Source organism: Acinetobacter sp. A47 (assembly GCF_000805455.1).
Taxonomy (GTDB): Bacteria; Pseudomonadota; Gammaproteobacteria; order Pseudomonadales; family Moraxellaceae; genus Acinetobacter.
Genome location: NZ_JSUS01000032.1, coordinates 445345 through 460533, shown reverse-complemented (window position 1 = coordinate 460533; position 15189 = coordinate 445345). Strand labels below are relative to the sequence as shown.

General features: G+C 43.8%; 15 protein-coding genes. 9 read left to right on the top strand and 6 right to left on the bottom strand.

Features of this window, described 5'->3' with window-relative positions:
• The first annotated feature begins 40 nt into the window (after positions 1 to 40).
• Genes OC23_RS08700 through lpxA form a run of 4 tightly spaced genes read left to right on the top strand, consistent with a single transcriptional unit; the run spans position 41 to position 2892 of the window.
• A complete protein-coding gene (locus tag OC23_RS08700) occupies positions 41 to 541 on the top strand; it encodes an OmpH family outer membrane protein (protein WP_038344205.1) in 501 nt (166 codons plus the stop codon).
• Between the two features lie 3 nt (positions 542 to 544).
• Positions 545 to 1615, top strand: coding sequence for a UDP-3-O-(3-hydroxymyristoyl)glucosamine N-acyltransferase (gene lpxD / locus OC23_RS08695; protein ID WP_038344204.1), 1071 nt, complete (start codon positions 545 to 547; stop codon positions 1613 to 1615).
• Positions 1616 to 1621: 6 nt separating this feature from the next.
• Positions 1622 to 2107: a 3-hydroxyacyl-ACP dehydratase FabZ gene (gene fabZ / locus OC23_RS08690; RefSeq protein ID WP_038344202.1), complete on the top strand. Its 486-nt coding sequence runs from the start codon at positions 1622 to 1624 to the stop codon at positions 2105 to 2107.
• Positions 2104 to 2892, top strand: coding sequence for an acyl-ACP--UDP-N-acetylglucosamine O-acyltransferase (lpxA, locus tag OC23_RS08685; protein ID WP_038344201.1), 789 nt, complete (start codon positions 2104 to 2106; stop codon positions 2890 to 2892). Before fabZ ends, lpxA begins: the two co-directional genes overlap by 4 nt.
• Before the next feature lie 45 nt (positions 2893 to 2937).
• On the opposite strand, the gene OC23_RS08680 is transcribed toward lpxA, so the two are convergent.
• On the bottom strand, positions 2938 to 3870 hold the full coding sequence (locus tag OC23_RS08680) for an AraC family transcriptional regulator (RefSeq protein ID WP_038344200.1): 933 nt from the start codon (positions 3868 to 3870) through the stop codon (positions 2938 to 2940).
• Between the two features lie 190 nt (positions 3871 to 4060).
• On the opposite strand from OC23_RS08680, the gene OC23_RS08675 reads away from it, so the two are divergent.
• Positions 4061 to 5290, top strand: coding sequence for an alkane 1-monooxygenase (locus OC23_RS08675; protein WP_038344199.1), 1230 nt, complete (start codon positions 4061 to 4063; stop codon positions 5288 to 5290).
• A gap of 168 nt (positions 5291 to 5458) precedes the next feature.
• Positions 5459 to 6811, top strand: a complete 1353-nt coding sequence (gorA, locus tag OC23_RS08670) for a glutathione-disulfide reductase (RefSeq protein ID WP_038344198.1) — start codon at positions 5459 to 5461, stop codon at positions 6809 to 6811.
• 76 nt (positions 6812 to 6887) lie between these two features.
• Here the strand turns inward: gorA and OC23_RS18570 are convergent, their stop codons facing one another.
• From OC23_RS18570 to paaZ, 5 genes are all read right to left on the bottom strand, one after another.
• Entirely contained in the window at positions 6888 to 7397 is a 510-nt protein-coding gene (locus tag OC23_RS18570) for a hypothetical protein (protein WP_152607814.1), read from the bottom strand.
• Positions 7398 to 7629: 232 nt separating this feature from the next.
• A complete protein-coding gene (locus tag OC23_RS08660; RefSeq protein WP_038344197.1) occupies positions 7630 to 8829 on the bottom strand; it encodes an acyl-CoA dehydrogenase family protein in 1200 nt (399 codons plus the stop codon).
• A gap of 15 nt (positions 8830 to 8844) precedes the next feature.
• Positions 8845 to 10131 carry an acyl-CoA dehydrogenase family protein gene (locus OC23_RS08655; RefSeq protein WP_171194775.1) on the bottom strand — a complete coding sequence of 429 codons (1287 nt, stop codon included), beginning with the start codon at positions 10129 to 10131 and terminating at the stop codon, positions 8845 to 8847.
• A gap of 268 nt (positions 10132 to 10399) precedes the next feature.
• Positions 10400 to 10690, bottom strand: a complete 291-nt coding sequence (locus OC23_RS08650; RefSeq protein ID WP_038344195.1) for a DUF1330 domain-containing protein — start codon at positions 10688 to 10690, stop codon at positions 10400 to 10402.
• 87 nt (positions 10691 to 10777) lie between these two features.
• Entirely contained in the window at positions 10778 to 12877 is a 2100-nt protein-coding gene (paaZ, locus tag OC23_RS08645; protein WP_038344194.1) for a phenylacetic acid degradation bifunctional protein PaaZ, read from the bottom strand.
• Positions 12878 to 13143: 266 nt separating this feature from the next.
• Between paaZ and paaA the strand changes: the two genes are divergently transcribed.
• The 3 genes from paaA to paaC are packed head-to-tail and all read left to right on the top strand — an operon-like array spanning position 13144 to position 15174.
• Positions 13144 to 14082, top strand: coding sequence for a 1,2-phenylacetyl-CoA epoxidase subunit PaaA (gene paaA, locus OC23_RS08640; protein ID WP_038344192.1), 939 nt, complete (start codon positions 13144 to 13146; stop codon positions 14080 to 14082).
• 34 nt (positions 14083 to 14116) lie between these two features.
• On the top strand, positions 14117 to 14407 hold the full coding sequence (gene paaB, locus OC23_RS08635) for a 1,2-phenylacetyl-CoA epoxidase subunit PaaB (RefSeq protein WP_004807366.1): 291 nt from the start codon (positions 14117 to 14119) through the stop codon (positions 14405 to 14407).
• Positions 14408 to 14418: 11 nt separating this feature from the next.
• The gene (gene paaC / locus OC23_RS08630; RefSeq protein ID WP_038344190.1) at positions 14419 to 15174 is read left to right on the top strand and encodes a 1,2-phenylacetyl-CoA epoxidase subunit PaaC; all 756 of its coding nucleotides are present in this window, start codon (positions 14419 to 14421) and stop codon (positions 15172 to 15174) included.
• Positions 15175 to 15189 lie beyond the last annotated feature (15 nt).

Genomic DNA, 15189 nt, shown 5'->3' with positions numbered 1-15189 from the left:
GGCCTTGCTTGGCGCTATAGAATATATAAAGGATGAAATAATGAATACACTAACAAAACTCGTGTTAGGTTTGGGACTTACGGTTTCTGCGACTGTAAATGCTGCAGGTCTGGCTGTTGTCGATTTGGCTAAAGTTGTAGAAAGCAGCACTTATCTCAAACAGCAAAATGCCAGCTTGAGCCAATCGGTAAAACCGACCTCAACACGTCTGGAACAGTTGGGTAAAGAGCTGGAGTCTTTGCAGCAAAAAGCACAGACCGATGGCCAGAAAATGAATCAGGCCGATATTCAAAAGCTGACTGCTCAATATCAGTCAAAATTGAGCGAATTTAATTCGACCCAGCAAGGTTTGCAGACCAAAGTACAGTCAAGTCTGCAAGCAATGAACACGACTTTTGAGACGCGTGTAAAGCAAGCTGCTGAACAATTGCGTAAAGAGAACAACTTGGATCTTATTTTGAATAAAAATTCTACGATTGCCTCTGACGCTCAGTATGATTTAACTGATAAAATGATTCAAAAGGTTAATGCAATTAAATAATCAATGAATCGACGTAGTTACCGTTTAGACGAAATTGCTCATCTTGTAAAAGGTGAGTATTTCGGTGAAAAAGATGTTCTGGTCTCGAGTCTGGCGAGTCTGGAGCATGCCCAGGAAAATCAGATCAGTTTTGTAAATGGTGAAAAATATCTCGCACAGGCTGAGTCTAGCCAAGCGGGTGCCTATATTGTTACAGCAGAACTTAAACAACTGCTGACAGGCAAACAGAATTTTATTGTTGTTGATAATCCTTATTTGGCTTTTGCCACTTTAACCCATATATTTGAAAAAAAGATTGTTCAGCGGGGAATTGAAAGTACAGCCCAAATTCATCCCTCCGCCATCGTAGCAGACGATGTTTATATTGGTCATTATGCTGTGATCGGTGAAAACTGCGTTATTGGTACCAATACCATTATTCAGGCGCATGCTTTTATTGATGACGGTGTCGAAATTGGCAAAGACTGTTTTATTGATGCCCATGTCACCATTACAGGTGCAGCCAGACTCAAAGATCGTGTTCGCATTCATGCCAATACTGTGATTGGTACTGAAGGTTTTGGGTTTGCTCCTTATCAGGGGAAATGGCACCGTATTGCACAACTGGGTTCGGTACGTATTGGAAATGATGTACGTATCGGATCGAATTGTAGTATTGACCGCGGCGCGCTGGACGACACAATTCTGGAAGATGGTGTCATTATTGATAATCTTGTGCAAATTGCCCACAACGTTCATATCGGTGAGAATACTGCCATTGCGGCGAATTGTGGAATTGCCGGAAGCGCCCATATTGGCAAAAACTGTATTCTAGGTGGGGCCTCCGGTGTGGTTGGACATATTAAAATAGCCGATAATGTAACACTTACCGCAATGTCAATGGCGACACGAAATATTTCTGAGGCTGGTACATACTCTTCAGGTATGGGGCTTTTTGAAAATACCCACTGGAAAAAGACGATTGTACGCTTAAGACAATTAGCAGATGTGCCATTGACCCAAATCACTAAAAGGCTTGATCATATGCAAGCTCAATTAGAGTCCCTTGAATCAACCTTTAAGTTACGTAAATAATTAATTATGACTGAGTCTACATCTCCAGCATTTACGATGCCTGAATTACCAATGGATATTCTTACCATTCGTGAATATTTACCCCATCGTTATCCATTTTTATTAGTTGATCGCGTTACGGAAGTAACTGAGAACAGTATTGTCGGTTATAAAAACGTCTCGATTAATGAAGAGTTTTTCCAAGGGCATTTCCCGACCTATCCAATTATGCCTGGCGTACTGATGATTGAAGCATTAGCACAGGTTTCTGGAATTCTGGGTTTTGTCTTAACCAATCAGAAGCCGAAAGCAGGTTCGCTATTTTTATTTGCGGGCGCAGAAAAAATCAGGTTTAAAAAACAGGTTGTTGCAGGTGACCAGCTTGTCTTAAAATCTGAGCTCGTCATGCAAAAACGTGGCATTTACAAGTACAATTGTACAGCTAGCGTTGATGGCATTGTTGCTGCGACGGCAGAGATTATTATTTCACACCAGAAAATTGAGCAGACATGAGTAGTCAAAATCTAATACATCCTACAGCAATTATTGACCCGTCTGCAGAAATCGCATCTGATGTACAAATTGGTCCGTATTGTATTGTGGGTCCAAAAGTAAGTATTGACTCGGGTACAAAGTTACATTCGCATGTTGTCATTGGTGGTTTTACCAGAATTGGTAAAAATAACGATATTTTCCAGTTTTCCAGTATTGGGGAAATCTGTCAGGATTTAAAATATCAGGGTGAAGAAACCTGGCTGGAAATCGGGGATCATAACTCGATTCGCGAGCATTGCACCTTGCATCGCGGGACAGTTCAGGATCATAGCCTGACCAAGATTGGTCATCATAACCTGTTAATGGTGAATACGCATATTGCACATGACTGTGTAATTGGTAACCACAATATTTTTGCAAACAATGTTGGTGTCGCAGGCCATGTCCATGTTGGTGATCATGTGATCGTTGGTGGTAATGCCGGCATTCACCAGTTCTGTAAAATTGATTCTTATAGCATGATTGGTGGTGCCGCTTTAATTCTTAAGGACGTTCCAGCCTATATCATGGCTTCGGGTAATCCGGCGCGTGCTTATGGAATGAATATTGAGGGGATGCGTCGTAAAGGCTGGTCTCGTGATACCATTCAGGGATTAAGAGAAGCTTACAAGCTAATCTATAAGTCTGGCTTGACGACTGAGCAGGCCATTGAGCAGATCCGTAATGAAATTCTGGTCAAGACGCCAGAAGCCCAGCTGTTCATTGATTCATTGGAGCAATCGACCCGTGGTATTGTGCGTTAATCAATGAAGACAAGAAAAGACACGTAAGTGTCTTTTTTTATACCGTTAATTTTCTTCTTCTATAAACTGCTGGCGATACTGTTTGGGAGAATACTCAAAGGTGCGTTTAAATGCCTGACTAAAAGCTGTTTCAGAGGTATAGCCGACCTTGTTGGCGATTTGCTGAACCGAATAGTTGCTTTTACGCAGATACTGGCTTGCCAGACGCATACGGTGTTGTTGCAGATAGGCAAGGGGAGATTCACCGATAACTTCATGGAACAGGCTGGCAAATTTTGAACGGGACATGCAGCATTGTTCTGCCAGAGATTCAACAGTCCAGCTATCTTCCGGATGATTATGGATTGCTGCCAGACTATTGCTAAGTTCTGGATGATTCAAGGCACTGAGCCAGCCGGGCTGATCCGAAATCTGCTGGATATGATCCCGGATGCATTTAATGAGCAGGATATTGACCAGATGGTCAATGATGATATCGCGACCTGCTTGGATATTTTGGGTTTCTAGTGCCAGAAAATGTAAGCCGATTTGTAGCCATTCCGGAGCATTGGTATCCCCGTGCTGGAGATGAATAATAGGAGGAAGCGCCTGAATAAATGGCCGCGCCATGATGGTATCTATCTGGCAACGGACGCTAAGGATCAGGTTTTTCTCGGCAGATTCGGTACCAAACTCAATGGCATCTTCTTTATGACCATCAAACAGCTTGGAAATATCAACTGCATTGACAAGTTTGGTGATTGCATTATCTGCTCCTGTATGGGCTTTGCCTGAAGGGATTACCACAATTTCGCCAGCTTGTGCAGTTAAGCTGTTGTGCGCATCAATTTGAATAAAAACAGAACCGACTAAAATGATATGAACAATCAGGGCTGTCTGATCCTGACAGCTAAAACTCCATTCTCCCTGGGTTTTCAAGTAGATATATTCAGTGTGGTTTAAATGAATATCAGCAAATATTTTACTTAATGCATCCATATGATTTTTAAATAATGTATTCACCTGAAATTATAGAGGGCTGTTGAAATAACTCAATATGTGTTTAGGGGACAAAAACAGGGAAGATGATGCCAAGGACTTTGACATAGGTTTTTTGGACGCTTGCAACTGTCATGGAATTTATATTTCCTCAAAATATACTTATATATACAAAGACATGGATTCGATAATGAATGCGCCAGTAAATGTTGAACAAGAACTAATGCCAGTAAGCATTCCAAAGTCAAAAACAGAGTTGGACCGTAAACGTTATTTATGGGCAATTAGCCCGGCTTTGCCTGCTATTGGAATTGGTATTTTAGCGGGTTACCAATTTGCTCCCCGACCTTTTAAAAAAATCTTTGCGCTTGGCGGGCCAATCGTTCTGCATATCATTATTCCAGCGATTGATACCTTGATAGGGAAAGATGCCAATAATCCCACTGATGAAGATATTAAATTACTGGAAAAAGACCCGTATTATGCGCGGTTGGTAAAAAGCTTTATTCCCTTGCAGTATGCAGCCAATCTTTATGCCTGCTATTTGACCAGCAGAAAAGACACTTCTTTTGTAGATAAAGTGTTATTGGGCATTTCCATGGGAGCAGTGAACGGGATTGCAATCAATACCGCACATGAGCTTAGTCATAAACATGACCGTATTGATCATATTCTTTCCCATCTGGCACTGGTTCCTACAGGTTATAACCATTTCCGTATCGAACATCCTTATGGCCATCATAAACGTGCAGCAACACCAGAAGATCCGGCTTCTTCACAAATGGGTGAAACATTTTATGAGTTCTGGCCGCGTACAGTTATCGGATCGTTCAAGTCTGCCATCGAGATTGAAACCAACCGGTTAAAACGTAAAGGCAAGGAATTCTGGTCGGCAGAGAATGAATTGTTGCAGGGCTGGGGCATGAGTGCGGCTTTTCATGCATCGATGATTGGCTTGTTTGGCAAGGGAGTGGTTCCTTATCTGGCAGCACAATCTTTTTATGGAATCAGTTTGTTCGAGATTATTAACTATATCGAACACTACGGCCTCAAACGTCAAAAGGATAAAAACGGCAAATATGAGCGTACCATGCCGGAGCATAGCTGGAATAACAATAATATTGTGACCAACTTGTTCTTGTATCAGTTGCAGCGCCATTCCGACCATCATGCTTATCCGACCCGACCATTCCAGGCATTGCGTCATTTTGATGAAGCCCCTGAATTGCCAAGTGGTTATGCGAGTATGTTATTGCCTGCCTTGATTCCACCATTATGGTCAAAAATGATGGATAAACGTGTATTTGATCACTATAAAGGTGATTTGAATAAAGCCAATATCTATCCAAAGCGTCGCGCCAAACTGTTTAAAAAATTCGGGGTGGTGGATCAGTCGCTAAATGAAGTTGCGACAGAATAAATCACAGTTACAGGATGAATTGCTTTTTTCAAAGCAGGCATGGATGAGTTATTGTCCATGCCTTTTTTCTTGTATCAAAAATTTAAAAAGTAACGGTTTTTATATCGTGTTGCTGTATACCTATATGGTTGAGAACCATAGATATGTAATCAGTTTCATGAGGCAAAGATGACAAAACATTATGATTATATTGCGATCGGTGCCGGGAGTGGCGGAATTGCATCAGTCAATCGTGCTGCAATGTACGGAAAAAAATGCGCCTTGATAGAAAAAGCCGAGCTTGGTGGTACCTGTGTCAATGTGGGCTGTGTGCCTAAAAAAGTGATGTGGTATGCAGCTCACATTGCTGAGGCGATTCATAAATATGGGCCGGATTATGGCTTTAATAGCAAGGTAGAATCTTTCGACTGGCAAACATTGGTGAACAACCGCCAAGCCTATATTGAGCGTATTCATCAATCTTATCAAAATAGCCTAAGCAAAAATAAAGTTGACCTTATTCATGGTTCAGCTCACTTTATCGATCAAAAGACCATTGAAGTCAATGGTGAGCGGTTTACTGCAGATCATATCCTGATTGCAACAGGAACACAGCCGTCATTACCCAACATTGAAGGTGTGGAGTATGGCATTGACTCAAATGGATTCTTTGAACTGACCGCTTTACCAAAAACCACCGCGGTGATCGGTTCAGGCTATATCGCGGTTGAGTTGGCGGGTGTACTCAATGCTTTGGGTTCACATGTCGGATTATTCATTCGTAAAGATTTACCGGTAAGACGCTTTGATAGGTTTGTGAGTGAAACTTTGGTAGAGGTCATGCAAACAGATGGCATTGCGGTTCATACTCAAGCTGTGCCAAAGAAAATCACAAAAAATGGCGATGATTCTGTTACCTTACATTTAGAAAATGGCAAAACCTATACGGTGGATTGTTTGATCTGGGCTACCGGACGGGAACCGAATACAACCAGTTTGAATCTGGAGAATGCCAATGTGCTGCTGGATGAGCGAGGCTATATTCAAGTCGACAAGTTCCAGAATACTTCACAGCAAGGAATTTATGCAGTGGGCGATATTACCGGGAAAATGGAGCTGACACCGGTTGCTGTGGCTGCGGGACGTAGACTGTCTGAACGTTTATTCAATCATAAACCGGACGAACATCTGGACTATAACAATATTCCGACCGTGGTGTTTAGTCATCCTCCGATTGGAACAGTGGGGATTACGGAAAAAGAAGCGATTGAACAATACGGCCAACAAGCGGTCAAAGTCTACAACTCATCTTTCACGGCGATGTATAGTGCCATTACCCGGCATCGGCAGCCGACCAGAATGAAACTGGTTTGTGTCGGTGAAAATGAAAAAATTGTCGGCATTCACGGGATCGGCTTTGGTATGGATGAGATTTTGCAAGGCTTTGCAGTGGCTTTAAAAATGGGCGCCACCAAGCAGGATTTTGATGATACCGTTGCGATTCATCCAACTTCTGCAGAAGAATTTGTGACGATGCGGTAAATGGCTGTAATCAAATATCCTGCTTGAGATCGGAATCTGGTTTAGCTCATGCTTAAACTGGATTTCGAATTAGCATTTATCTGGTTAATGTCATTTCTATAAATAACAGCTTTTCCTGGCTATTGAGCTTGATATCTACCTCATTAAAATGAATATTATGGGGTTGATTAAACGAGTCCAGTGTCGTGAGTAATTGTTGCTGATCTTGATAGATATATAAGCTTTGCGGCTTTGCACATATTGTTTCTATTTGCCTGATATATTTATTTGTCCCATACACGATAAAGGAATCGTGCACTTTGTAATCATGGTGGTGCTTAAACATCTCAGGTGGGTGAACGTAGTGAAAAGTCAGATAAGGAAAACGCCATCTGGTTTTAAGCGTCGGCTTGATACAGTTAAACATTTTATTTTCAAAAAATAGGCTGGGTTTTGTTAGAAATTGAGCCTTGATTTGATTGGTTGTCGGTGTATCGAGTCGATAGATGGTGACAAATTTGCGAATATTAATATCTTGCTGCGTATATTGAATAACCGGATCATTCAACTTGATAGGCAGAAAAATATATTGATTGATTGAGGTCATTTGTTTAAATGCTGTCTTGATATAGTCAGCTTGCTGGTAGCGATACCACATATATAGGCTTAAACAGGCAAAAAAAATAAAAGAACAAATAATAAGGATCACAATCAATATATTTTTTAGGATGGATATGAAGGGATCTTTAAATCTTTGCAGTTTCGACATAGGAAGATATTTTTGTTATAGACGTTAAAAGCTGGAAAAGACGTTAACGTCTTTTCCAGTGCAAGCCAGGTTATTTCAGTTCACTCGATGATTTACCCAGTTCACGACGGGCAATGATCAATTGCTGGATCTGTTGCGTGCCTTCAAAGATATCCAGAATTTTTGAGTCACGCGCCCATTTTTCCAGTAATTCATCTTCGCCATAACCGACACTGGCAGCCAGCTCGACACATTTCAGCGTAATTTCATTGCCAACACGACCTGCTTTGGCTTTGGCAATGGAGGCTTCTTTGGAATTTGGCTTTTTATTATCTGCCATCCAGGTTGCCTTGATCATCAATAAGCGCGCAGCTTCCCATTCGGCTTCCATACGATAGATTTGTGCCGCCAGGTTTGACGCCTGTAAGTAGGGCGTTGCATAGTCTGGGTCAAGCTGATCTTTAAATATTTCTTTAATGCGCTCTAATGAGGCTTTGGCACAGCCAATTGCCATTGCAGCGACTAGTGGACGGGTGTTATCAAAGGTTTCCATGACGCCTGCAAAACCTTTAGCCACGTCAATTTCAGGATTCCCCAATAAATTGGCAGCAGGAACACGGCAGTCAATAAAGCTGATGACCGCAGTATCAGAAGCTTTAATGCCCAGTTTATGTTCCAGACGCTCGACCTTCATGCCTGGTGTGCCTTTAGGAACCACAAAAGACTTGATCGCAGCGCGACCTAATTTTTTATCCAGCGTGGCCCAGACCACCACCGAGTCGGCACGTTCACCTGAGGTGACAAAGATTTTTTCACCATTCAGGATATAGTCATCGCCGTCTTTGGTCGCCGTGGTACGAATTGCTGCCGAGTCAGAACCGCAACCCGGCTCTGTAATCGCCATTGCTGCCCAGGTTCCCTTGAAACGTTCAAGTTGCTCATCATTGGCAACTGCCGCGATGGCAGAATTACCCAGACCTTGACGCGGCATACTCAGTAACAGGCCCGTATCGCCATAACACATTTCAATGATGCCGAGCGCTGCGGACATATTGCCGCCGTTCACAACCGTATCCGGGTTTACCGTACCACGTTTGCTGGCATTGGCTGCACCGACACCTTCACCACTTTCATTCATACCATCTAGTAAAGCCGCCAGCATATCCAGCTCTTTGGGATAGGCATGTTCAGCTTTGTCATATTTACGTGAAATAGGGCGTAAAACATTCAGCGCAGTTTCGTGTGCCTGATCTACCAGCATTTTAAATTTTTTCGGATTTTGTAAATTCATTATTGTTCTCCAAAATTAGGCATGTAGGCCAGAATGCAGGATTGCAGTCGCACGCAGGTCCCGATACCAGCGCTCAACAGGATGCTCTTTGGTAAAGCCATGACCACCCAGAATCTGAACACCATCTGTTCCGATCTTCATGGATTTTTCCGCACAAAGCAGACGTGCCAGATAGGCTTCACGGTGGAAAGGTTGACCTGCCTCAGCCAGGCTTGCCGCATTGAGCACCAGCATGCGCATGGCATCAATTTCAATCGCCATATCTGCGATCATAAAGGCCACACTTTGGCGATGTGAAATAGGTTCACCGAAGGCAGTACGTTCATTGGCATATTTAATACAGTAGGCTTTGATGGCTTCACAGGTGCCGACGGCCATGGCACACCACATCAGGTTACCCAGATCGACAAAGGCGGTGTAATCAAAATCAGCATCGCCTAAACGTAATGCCGGGGTCTGATTGAATTGCAGTGTCGCTGTTTCAGCAGCTTTCAGGCCCATTGCCGGATTGGCTTTGATCGCGATTGTTTCATTGGATTGCACCACAAAAATGTCCGGCTGGCCATTCAACTCTGCACTGACCAAAAATACATCTGCAATATCCCCTAAAATGACCAGACTTTTTTCTCCGGTGATATAGAACTGTCCATTGGCTTCTATGGCCTTGGTCTTTAATTGAAACGGGTTAAATGCCGGTGTTGCTTCTTGGAAGGCAAAAGTTGCGGTGACGTCGCTATCTTCTGCAAACACAGGTAAATACATCGATTGTACCTGGGTTGAGCCCCAACGAGTGATCGCATTGATAACACTAAAGGTACTGAGCAAACCTGCGGTTAAACTGAAATCGCCTTTAGCCAGATTTTCTGCAATCAGGATATTGCTGACAATATTTTGTTCTGCTGCCACACCACCCAATGCCTCTGGCAAAGCGTAATAGTTAAGTCCCAAATCAACCAGATGTTGCCACAACTGTTCAGGGAATTGGGCATGATGATCTGCCTCATGCGCCAGGCTGTATAGCACTTCTTCAGCAAATTGTGACATCGCGTCAACCGTCATTTGCTGTTCTTCAGTCAGGCTCAGATCAAACAGGTTCTTGTTGGTCTGGTTTGGTAAACGTTGTTTATCAATAGGTTGCGGCTTAAATGCTTTTTGTGTTTTATTCAGGACTTTAAAGCCGGTCTTTGAACCTTGGTAGAGTGATTTTTCTACAAATTTTCTTAATTTGAGTTGATCAAGTACTTCGCTTCCTGCGAGTTTGGTAATCAGTGACAGCCCGAAACCTTGAGCCTTATTCATCATGTTTGACATGGTTATATCCTGGAGGATGGTTGTAAATTTATGCTGACATGCCCAAGCTTAAAAGACTATGTCTTGTGTGACGGGGCAAGTGGAGAAAGATAAAGGGTAAAAGGAGCCTTGAATGCTTTTTATCTATTTGTTTTTTATTGGTTTAAAAAAGCAGAAAGAAAATAATTTTTTATAAGATTGACTTAAATGACAGGGGATTGAGTCAACCTGAATCGCTTTATTGTTCAGTCGATTCAATCCGTTATTGCTTGGTCTGGGATTAATCCAGACCTTCGGTTAAGATGACGATATAGTCACCGGCCAAATCACGATGCTTTTTGGCTTGCTGATAGGCATCGCTGTGATACCAGTCCTGTGCTTCCTGCATATTGCTAAACTTGATAATGGCAACGCCATCACTTTCAATATTTTCCAGCGCAATCGATTGTCCATAAAAAACAATTGGTTCAGCTGAAAAACCCTGACTGGCCTGACGTGCCAAGGTGGTGTAGGTTTTCATTTCATCTTTATTTTTTAATTCTTTGCGAATCAAAATGATATAAGCGCTCATGGATTTTCCTGCATTAAACTGAGGGTAAACACAGCCTATTTTGAATGGGCTTGATGGATCGTTAAGGGTATCCATCAAGCATTAATTTTAAGCTGCGCGGGCAACCAAAGTTAAAATATCATAGGTTGCCACCAGTTCATCCCGCTGGTTTTTCACCTTGATATCCCAGACTACCACGCCATGTTCAGGTTGAGATGGATCTTTTTGCGGTTTCGGTGTTTTCTGCTTACAGGTCAGTTCAACCCGAATCGAATCACCAATTTTAACCGGCTCCACAAAACGCAAGTTATCCATACCATAATTGGCAATCACGGGGCCTTGGGCGGCATCCACAAACAATCCGGCTGCTGCCGAGACAATGAAATAGCCATGAGCCACACGCTCACCAAAGAATGAGTCTGCCGCAGCGATTTTATCGGTATGGGCATAAAAATGGTCACCACTAAGGCAGGCGAAATTGACAATATCGGCTTCGGTCACGGTACGGCGTGCAGTCAGTAAACGCTCGCCAATGACCAGTTCATCAAATGATTTTTTGAATGGATGGACTCGGTCTTGATTGATATTGGCTCCTGCAGTCCATGAATGCGTGACCTGAGTCAGGCTGTTGGGCGAACCTTGAATTGCGGTACGTTGCATATAGTGTTTGACTGCACGGAGGCCACCCAGTTCTTCACCACCACCGGCACGACCAGGCCCGCCGTGAACGAGGTGCGGCAGTGGAGAGCCATGTCCGGTACTTTCTTTGGCAGATTCTTCATCCAGAATATGAACACGACCGTGCCATGGTGCAATTTTCTGGATGATCTGTTCAATATTTTCATCTGCATTTTTTACCACCGAGGCTACCAGACTGCCTTCACCACGCGCCACCAGATCAGCCAGTTCGTCGATGGATTGATAAGGCATCAAGGTACATACCGGGCCAAAAGCTTCTGTAGTATGTACCAAGTTCGCTTCTAATGGTTTTTCACATCGTAAGAGTGTGGGTGGAAAGAAGGCGCCTTTTTCTGGATGGTCGGCATTCAATTTAAATGTGCTGTCTCCTCCAAATACAATTTGGGCTTCTTTTGCCAGTTCAGCCACTTTGGCTGCCACATCCAGCTTTTGTTTTGGGCTGGCCAATGTGCCCATCGTGGTGTCCGGTTTTTGTGGATCACCCACCACGACTTTTGCCAGTTTGGCGCTCAGTTTGTGCTGCACGGCTTCAAGCAATGCCTGAGGTACAAAGGCACGGCGAATAGCGGTGCATTTTTGTCCTGCTTTGGTGGTCATTTCACGGAACACTTCGCGTACAAACAGGTCCAGCGTTGTTTCATTTGCTTCTGGACTGAGAATTGCGCTATTGACCGAATCGGCTTCCATACTGAATGGAATTGAATATTTGTTTAAATGTGGATGATTACGCAGCTTTTGTCCGGTATAGGCCGAGCCGGTAAAGGTCACACAGTCCTGCGGGCCTAAATAATCAAACAGGTCAGCAATTTGACCACAGATCAGTTGCAGTGAACCTTTTGGTAACAGGCCTGTTGCAACAATCGCCTCAACCACCGCCTGAGTCAGCTGGGCGCCTTCAGTCGCAGGTTTGACGATACATGGCACGCCAGCCAATAAGGTTGGTGCAATTTTTTCCAGCATGCCCCAGATCGGGAAGTTAAAGGCATTGATGTGCACAGCAACACCGGCTTTAGGGCTTAAAATATGCTTGGCACCAAAAGTACCGTTTTTAGAGAGCTGAATCCAGCTATCTTCGGTAATCATTTTTTCATCATTGAGTTCGCGGCGCACCAGACTTGAATAGGCGAATAAGGTCTGAATCCCGCCTTCGATATCAATCCAGGCATCTTTACGGGTTGCACCAGTGGCATGCGCCAAGCTGTAAAACTGTTCTTTTTGTTCAAGTAAATGCTGGGCAATCTGTTTTAAGGCATGGGCTCGTTGATGAAAAGTCCAGTTTGCCAGCTCTGAACCATTTTGCTTGGCATATCGCACCACTTGCTGCATGTCGATGCCGTGACTGCTGACGGTATAGATCGGCTCACCCGTAACCGCATGTACAACGGTGCGTGCCTCCTCAGGGCTGCTATGCCAGATTCCATAGACATAAGACGCCAGTTTGCTGAGCTGTTTAGGGTTTTGGTATGCCATGTCCGTTACGATTTCTTCTGGTTGTGCCTGTTCAAGCATGATCAAACTCCATTTTTATCTGATACATCAATTATAGAAATACTAAAAATATGATTCATAATTTCATATTGATTGCGCTAAAAGTCAATCTTATTTTGTTTTTAAAGCCAAGTTAAATTTGAATTATTTTTAATAAAAATAATTAAAACAATACATTGTGTCTGATTTTGTAATTGTTTTTAATTTGATACAAAAATATTGATTGACTTTGTTTTGTGTGTATCGAAAAATAGATTTAAGGGTGGAATCCTGTAGGGAATTTATAAATGGAAAATAATGTTCAGAAGTTTGAGTACAACATTGCCAATGACATCACCATCGAAGCCAAGGATGAAATGCCCGAGGCCTATCGTAAGACCCTGATCCGCCAGATTGGTCAACATGGTCATTCGGAAATTATCGGTATGCTGCCGGAAGGTAACTGGATTACCCGGGCGCCGACCCTAAAACGTAAAGCGGTATTGCTGGCGAAGGTGCAGGATGAAGCCGGGCATGGTCTCTATCTTTACAGTGCGGCTGAAACCCTCGGGGCAGACCGTGATGAGATGATGGAAAAACTGATTGATGGGAAAATGAAGTACTCATCGATCTTTAACTATCCAACAGTGAGCTGGGCAGATGTCGCGGCGATTGGCTGGTTGGTGGATGGTGCTGCGATTGTCAATCAGGTGGCTTTATGCCGTACCTCTTACGGGCCGTATGCACGTGCCATGGTGCGCATCTGCAAGGAAGAAAGTTTCCATCAGCGTCAGGGCTTTGAAGCCATGATGGCTTTGGCCAATGGTTCGCCTGAGCAAAAACAGATGGCGCAGGACGCAGTGAACCGGTTCTGGTGGCCGGCATTGATGATGTTTGGCCCGAGTGATGAGCATTCTCCAAATAGTGCGCAAAGCATGGCGTGGGGAATCAAGCGTTTTAGTAATGATGAATTGCGCCAGAAGTTTGTCGATAACACCGTGCCACAAGTATTACAACTCGGCCTAACGGTGCCTGATCCAGACTTGAAATGGAATGAAGTAACGGGGCATTACAACTATGGCGAGATTGACTGGCAAGAATTTAATGAAGTGATTGCAGGTCGTGGACCTTGCAACCATGAACGCATCGAGGCACGCCGCAAGGCTTGGGAAAATGGCAAGTGGGTGCGTGATGCAGCCGTAGTCTACGCCAAAAAACAGCACAGCCAAGTCGGTAAAGTCGCTTAAAACAGCATTGATGGAAAAATTTAAGGATATCGCAATGGAAAATAACAACAACTGGTCGCTTTATGAAGTGTTTGTGCGCAGTAAGCAGGGTTTGAGCCATCGTCATGTGGGCAGTTTACGTGCACCGGATGACGAGATCGCCCTGCAACATGCCCGTGACGTCTATACCCGTCGCAATGAAGGTATCAGTATCTGGGTGGTACGTTCAGAACTGATCAAATCATCGCAACCGGATGAAAAAGCCGAGTTTTTTGAACCTGCACTGGACAAAGTCTATCGTCATCCGACGTTTTACCATATCCCTGATGGCATTGAGCACATGTAAGGGGTATGCAAATGAATAACACGGTTTTATCGAAGTTTTTATTACATATCGGTGACAGTCAACTGGTGTTGGCACAACGTCTGGCCGAGTGGTGTGGTCATGCGCCAGAGCTGGAAATCGATATTGCATTGGCCAATATCGGTCTGGATTTGCTCGGTCAATCCCGGAATTTTTTAACCTTGGCGGGACAATACGAGGCTGAAAAGCGTGATGAAGACCAGTTGGCCTATTTTCGTAATGAACGCGAGTTTCTGAACTTATTATTATGCGAACAACCGAATGGTGATTTTGCACAAACCATCGTGCGTCAATGGTTGATGGATCATTACCATGTGCTGTTATGGACAGCTTTAGCTGAATCGGCAACGCCAGAAGTCGCGGCATTGGCGGTGAAATCCTTAAAAGAAGCCAAGTATCACATTCGTTTCTCGACTAGCTGGATGGAGCGTTTAAGTCTCAGCACAGCAGAGGCGCATCAACGTGTACAACAGGCTTTAGACAATTTGTGGCGCTTTAGCGCTGAACTGTTCGAGTTGACTGCGGAAGAAAAAACACTGGTTGAGCAAGGCATTATTCCCGATTTAACCCGTGAAAAAGCGCAATGGGATCAGATCGTTGCAGCGGAATTAAAGCGTTTTGAACTCAGCGTTCCTGCAAACGGTGCTTATCGCCGTGGTGCCAAACAGGGCTTGCATACCGAGCATCTGGGTTATCTGCTGGCTGAAATGCAATCGCTTCAACGCAGTTATCCCGAGATGACCTGGTAAGGCAAGGAGTGTCGC

Coding starts and splice junctions, on each gene's coding strand:
- OC23_RS08700 (WP_038344205.1), top strand. CDS start 41: ATGAATACACTAACAAAACTCGTGTTAGGTTTGGGACTTACGGTTTCT.
- lpxD (WP_038344204.1), top strand. CDS start 545: ATGAATCGACGTAGTTACCGTTTAGACGAAATTGCTCATCTTGTAAAA.
- fabZ (WP_038344202.1), top strand. CDS start 1,622: ATGACTGAGTCTACATCTCCAGCATTTACGATGCCTGAATTACCAATG.
- lpxA (WP_038344201.1), top strand. CDS start 2,104: ATGAGTAGTCAAAATCTAATACATCCTACAGCAATTATTGACCCGTCT.
- OC23_RS08680 (WP_038344200.1), bottom strand. CDS start 3,870: ATGGATGCATTAAGTAAAATATTTGCTGATATTCATTTAAACCACACT.
- OC23_RS08675 (WP_038344199.1), top strand. CDS start 4,061: ATGAATGCGCCAGTAAATGTTGAACAAGAACTAATGCCAGTAAGCATT.
- gorA (WP_038344198.1), top strand. CDS start 5,459: ATGACAAAACATTATGATTATATTGCGATCGGTGCCGGGAGTGGCGGA.
- OC23_RS18570 (WP_152607814.1), bottom strand. CDS start 7,397: ATGACCTCAATCAATCAATATATTTTTCTGCCTATCAAGTTGAATGAT.
- OC23_RS08660 (WP_038344197.1), bottom strand. CDS start 8,829: ATGAATTTACAAAATCCGAAAAAATTTAAAATGCTGGTAGATCAGGCA.
- OC23_RS08655 (WP_171194775.1), bottom strand. CDS start 10,131: ATGATGAATAAGGCTCAAGGTTTCGGGCTGTCACTGATTACCAAACTC.
- OC23_RS08650 (WP_038344195.1), bottom strand. CDS start 10,690: ATGAGCGCTTATATCATTTTGATTCGCAAAGAATTAAAAAATAAAGAT.
- paaZ (WP_038344194.1), bottom strand. CDS start 12,877: ATGCTTGAACAGGCACAACCAGAAGAAATCGTAACGGACATGGCATAC.
- paaA (WP_038344192.1), top strand. CDS start 13,144: ATGGAAAATAATGTTCAGAAGTTTGAGTACAACATTGCCAATGACATC.
- paaB (WP_004807366.1), top strand. CDS start 14,117: ATGGAAAATAACAACAACTGGTCGCTTTATGAAGTGTTTGTGCGCAGT.
- paaC (WP_038344190.1), top strand. CDS start 14,419: ATGAATAACACGGTTTTATCGAAGTTTTTATTACATATCGGTGACAGT.